The sequence below is a fragment of the uncultured Olegusella sp. genome, assembly GCF_947253395.1.
Lineage (GTDB): Bacteria > Actinomycetota > Coriobacteriia > Coriobacteriales > Atopobiaceae > Olegusella.
Map to the genome: position 1 here is coordinate 1 of NZ_CAMXYY010000100.1, position 4,891 is coordinate 4,891.

Consider the following 4,891-nt stretch of genomic DNA (forward strand, 5'->3'; position numbering starts at 1 on the left):
AGACAGGTTTAAAAGAATCAAGTGTTTTAACAGTAAATTTTTATCTCCCTTAGAAAGAGAGCTCAAGTTAGCCAAAGATAAAAGAAAAAATTAACATATAAACAATGCATCCTTACTCTATAAAGAGGCATGAAAACAGCTAGTTCTATAGATAAAATATATACTAAATTTTTATATATACTAAAATAATTTATCTCACTGGCCGTTAAAAATAGAAGCTCTCACTTGTGTAGACTATTTGTATGAAGTATGATTAGTTGGTGTACAAGTACGCAAAAACAGCTCATTAGTACCGAGTACGTGCAAAAAGGAACTTGTACATGTACGAAAAAGGGGGAATGCGTATGCCGCTTTCTGCACCTGTAAACATTGGCAGCAATGCCTACGTCCTGAAGGAAGGAGAACGATGATCGGCATTATTGTCGCCTCTCACGGCCAGTTGGCCGAAGGGATTCTCGACACGCTTGGCATGTTTATGCCTGGCGAGAAGAATCTTGAGGCCTGCGTCCTGACACCCGATATGGGTCCGGATGACTACCGCGACAAGCTGGTTGCGGCGTCCAAGAAAATGGACGATCCAGAGCAGCTCGTAATTTTGGCTGACCTATGGGGAGGCACGCCTTTCAACCAGGCTTCTTTGCTCCTCAATGATCACCCCACTTGGGCTCTGATTACCGGTTTGAACCTACCTCTGCTTATGGAGGCTGTCTCTGACCGTGAGGATTGCGAGACTGCCCTTAAGCTTGCAGCCAAGCTCATTGAGGTTGGCCGCGAGGGCATCAACGGCAAGCCCGATTCCATTGTGCCTGCTGAGAAAGCAGCTGCCGCCGCTCCTGTTGCCACTCAAGGTGCTATTCCTCCAGGAACGGTACTTGGTGATGGCCACATCAAGCTTGCCCACGTGCGCGTGGACACCCGCCTGCTTCATGGTCAGGTTGCAACTGCATGGACCAAGACCATTCAGCCCAATCGTATCATTGTCGTGTCTGACAGCGTCTCCAAAGACGAGCTGCGCAAGACCATGATCGTTCAGGCTGCACCTCCTGGAGTTCACGTCCATGTTGTTCCTATGAGCAAGCTGATTGAGGTTTCCAAGGATGTCCGCTTTGGCAACACCAAGGCTTTCCTCCTCTTTGAGACTCCTCAAGAGGTGCTCGAGGCCATCAACGATGGTGTTGACATCAAGAAGGTCAACCTTGGTTCCATGGCTCACTCCGTGGGTAAGGTTGTTTGCACCAACGCTATTGCTATGGGTCCTGAGGATGTTAAGTGCCTCGAGGAGCTCAAGGCAAAGGGCGTTGAGTTTGACGTTCGCAAGGTCCCGACTGATGCACCCGAGAACTTCGAAGCCATGCTCAAGAAAGCAAAGTCCGAGCTCGCTGCTCAGGGCAAGTAAAGGAGGTCGAAAGTGAGCTTTATTAGCATCGTGCTCGTCATTATCGTGGCGTTCTTCGCTGGTATGGAGGGCATTCTCGACGAGTGGCAGTTCCACCAGCCTCTGGTGGCTTGTACTCTCATTGGCTTGGTAACTGGTTACCCCGCAGAGGGCATCATGCTGGGTGGCTCGCTCCAGCTTATCGCTCTTGGTTGGGCAAACATCGGCGCAGCTGTCGCTCCTGACGCAGCTCTGGCCTCCATTGCCTCGGCTATCATCATGGTCAAGGGTCTGACTAGTACTGCCAACGTTGCCAGCGTTATCACTACCTCCATTGCAGCAGCAGTTCCTCTGTCTGTTGCTGGTCTCTTCCTGACCATGGTTGTTCGTACCATTGCTATCCCTGTCGTTCACGCTATGGATGCAGCTGCTGATCGCGGCGACTTCGCAGCAATCGACCGTTGGCAGATGGCAGCTATCGCAATGCAGGGTGTTCGTATCGCCATTCCTGCAGCTGCTCTGTGCTTCGTTCCTGCTGAGGCTGTTCAGGCTGCTCTGTCTGCAATGCCTGCATGGCTTGCTGAAGGCATGGCAATCGGCGGTGGCATGATTGCTGCAGTCGGTTACGCAATGGTTCTCAACATGATTGCTACCCCTGAGGTCTGGCCCTTCTTTGCCCTTGGCTTCGTCGTTGCAGCTATCTCTCAGCTCACCCTTATCGCCCTTGGTGTCATCGGTGTTTGCATTGCTCTGCTGTATGTTGGCCTCAAGGAGGCTGCTGCTCACGGTGGTGGCGGCGGTGGATCTACCGATCCCCTCGGCGACATTCTGGACAACTACTGATTTTAAGAGAGGAGACGAAAATGGCTGAAAAGATTATTCTGAGCAAGAAGGACCGCCTCGACGTCATGTGGCGTCACCAGTTCTTGCAGGGCTCTTGGAACTACGAGCGTATGCAGAACGGCGGCTGGTGCTTTTCCATGGTTCCCGCAATCAAGCGCCTGTACTCCTCTAAGGAGGAGCAGTCTGCTGCTCTGAAGCGTCACATGGAGTTCTATAACACTCACCCTTACGTATCCGCACCTGTTATCGGCGTTACGCTTGCTCTTGAGCAGGACCGTGCAAACGGTACACCGATTGATGACGCAACCATTCAGGGTGTCAAGGTCGGTATGATGGGCCCTCTGGCTGGTGTCGGTGACCCTGTCTTCTGGTTCACCGTACGCCCCATCCTTGGTGCTCTTGGTGCCTCGATGGCCGTTTCTGGCAACCCCGTTGGTCCTCTGCTCTTCTTTGTGGCGTGGAATCTAATTCGTCTTGCCTTCCTGTGGTACACCCAGGAGCTTGGTTATAACCTCGGTACCGAGATTACGAAGGACCTTTCTGGTGGCGTGCTGGGTAGGATCACCAACATCGCTTCGATTTTGGGTATGTTTGTTATTGGCGCCCTCGTCGAACGCTGGGTTTCCATTACCTTTACCCCGACGGTTTCCACGCTTGAGAAGGTTGCTCCCGACAAGTTCGAGGCTTCCTATCCCAACCTGATAGCTCTTTCTCAGGGCATTGCTGGTGGTCAGGTAACCCCCGATCAGCTTGCTGCTGGTGTTGCTGATGCAAACTCCGCTCTGAGCGTTGGTAGCGTCCAGGCTGTCGATGGTGGCTATCACGTCGTTGCTACCGCAACCCTGCAAGATCAGCTCAACTCCCTGATTCCTGGTCTTGTCGCAGTGCTTCTCACCTTGGGCTGCGCCAAGCTCCTCAAGAAGGGCGTCTCGCCCATCGTGATCATCCTTGCCCTCTTTGTGGTCGGCATCGTATTCCACGTGATTGGCCTGATGTAAGTCTTCTGACGATTAACTTCGTCACTTTGTGTTAGACGGGGTCGTACCCTGCGAGACTCACGACGCGCCTTTTGGCACAAGGAGTCGAGGGTACGGCCCTTCTTTGTTAGGTTTGTTTGAGTGTTTTGGCTAAGATATACGCTACTTAAGAAGCAGTCTAGATATCTGTTTAGAATCTACGCAGTTCGATGGGATTGGCATGGCACAGTCACTTAATAGCAGTGTTGATTTGACGATAAAAGCTACCTCGCTGCGAGCTATCAGCACCTATGGCAACGTTATGGTAGGCGATCGTGCGTTTGAGTATTACAACGAAAAAAACGTCGAAGACTATGTCCAAATTCCTTGGATCGAAATTGACCATATTGAAGCCGAGGTTCTTGGTAAGAAAAAAATCTCGCGCTTTTTGATATATACAAAAAAAGACGGTAAATTTGCCTTTTCTACCCGCGATAACATTGCAACACTGCGCGCGATGCGCAAGTATTTGCCTGAAGACGCAATGCGGAGTGGCCTGGGATTTTTTAAGGTTTTAAAGCTGGGGGCCACCAAGGTAGGTCGTGATATTAAAGCTTTTTTTAGCGGCAACAAGGATAGGGGCTAGCTATGGCTCGCAATGTGTATTACAAGCCCGTACGACTTATTTTGAGCTTTATTGTGGCTGTTGTTATTGCCTATATTGTTGCAGCGCGATTTGGTTTTGCCAACGCAAAGACCGTCTCTATTGCCATGATTGCCGTAGCGCTTGTGCTGATGATTTTGGTACCACGCCTATCTCCGCGTCGTATGACCTATGACCTTAATACACCAACTACCTCATCCATTCTGGGTAACTTGGTAACACGTATGTGCACCACCTATTTTTCGATTGAATTGTTGGTGGGTGCGTTCTTTATTCACTATGGTTTTGACCGTATATTTCTCTGCTTTTTTATACAGTTGGCACTGCTCATTGTTTTTGCCTCGACAATTTCTTATGCGATGGCTCGTGATTCTCGCAAGGCGGGAGAAGAAGATCCCTTGTCTGCTCGTTTAGGGGCTGCTATGGGCACCGATAGAGTAGAGCAGCTTAAGCGCCAAGCACGTTTGGCAAAAGCTGAGATGGCTTGTCTTGGCGACGAGGCTCGTAGCTATATTGTTGATTTAGCTGCTGCACTAGAAAAGGCTACCGCGCAGTCCTACGAAGGAACACTTAAGATTGAGTCTCAGATTGGATCTTTGCTCGACCGCTTGGGCATGGCGGCACGCAACAATGACTCTGCTGAAGCTGCTGAATGTGCACGACTTGCTGGCCTTTTAGTAGGGGAGCGTGAGAGTTACTTTAGCGGTGCATTTGAGAGTATTGAGGCTGAGAAGGCTGAAGAGCGCAAGCAAGAGTTTGATCGCCGTCGTGGCGAAGCTTTTATTAAAGCCTCGCGTGAGGCTCGCGCCAAAGAAAAAGCAGAGAAAGCTGCAAGGCGCAAGAATCATTAGTTTTCTTTACGAGAGTAAGACCTGGCTGGCATTCTGCTTCTTTCAATCAGTGCGGTTCTGCTTATCAAAAGCCACATTCTGTTTCAATCAGAGCGGCTCGGCTTGCCAAACGCCACGGATCATTTCAAGCAGACTGGTCCTGCTTGTCAAACGCCACGTTCTGTTTCAGAAAAAATGTCAAAAGCCACACTTTGTTTCAAAG

The 4,891-nt window shown here is 50.2% G+C and carries 5 protein-coding genes; all 5 read left to right on the forward strand.

Features of this window, described 5'->3' with window-relative positions:
• Window positions 1-406 precede the first annotated feature (406 nt).
• The 5 genes from Q0X25_RS07085 to Q0X25_RS07105 all read left to right on the forward strand — a co-directional run bounded on the left by Q0X25_RS07085 (window position 407) and on the right by Q0X25_RS07105 (window position 4,689).
• The gene (locus Q0X25_RS07085) at window positions 407-1,396 is read left to right on the forward strand and encodes a PTS sugar transporter subunit IIB (RefSeq protein WP_298580508.1); all 990 of its coding nucleotides are present in this window, start codon (window positions 407-409) and stop codon (window positions 1,394-1,396) included.
• Window positions 1,397-1,408: 12 nt separating this feature from the next.
• Window positions 1,409-2,218, forward strand: a complete 810-nt coding sequence (locus tag Q0X25_RS07090) for a PTS mannose/fructose/sorbose transporter subunit IIC (RefSeq protein ID WP_298580511.1) — start codon at window positions 1,409-1,411, stop codon at window positions 2,216-2,218.
• 20 nt (window positions 2,219-2,238) lie between these two features.
• Entirely contained in the window at window positions 2,239-3,216 is a 978-nt protein-coding gene (locus Q0X25_RS07095; protein WP_298580513.1) for a PTS system mannose/fructose/sorbose family transporter subunit IID, read from the forward strand.
• A gap of 199 nt (window positions 3,217-3,415) precedes the next feature.
• Window positions 3,416-3,820: a DUF956 family protein gene (locus Q0X25_RS07100; RefSeq protein ID WP_298580517.1), complete on the forward strand. Its 405-nt coding sequence runs from the start codon at window positions 3,416-3,418 to the stop codon at window positions 3,818-3,820.
• Between the two features lie 2 nt (window positions 3,821-3,822).
• Window positions 3,823-4,689 (forward strand): hypothetical protein, encoded by an 867-nt coding sequence (locus Q0X25_RS07105; protein WP_298580520.1) that lies wholly within the window; start codon window positions 3,823-3,825, stop codon window positions 4,687-4,689.
• Window positions 4,690-4,891 lie beyond the last annotated feature (202 nt).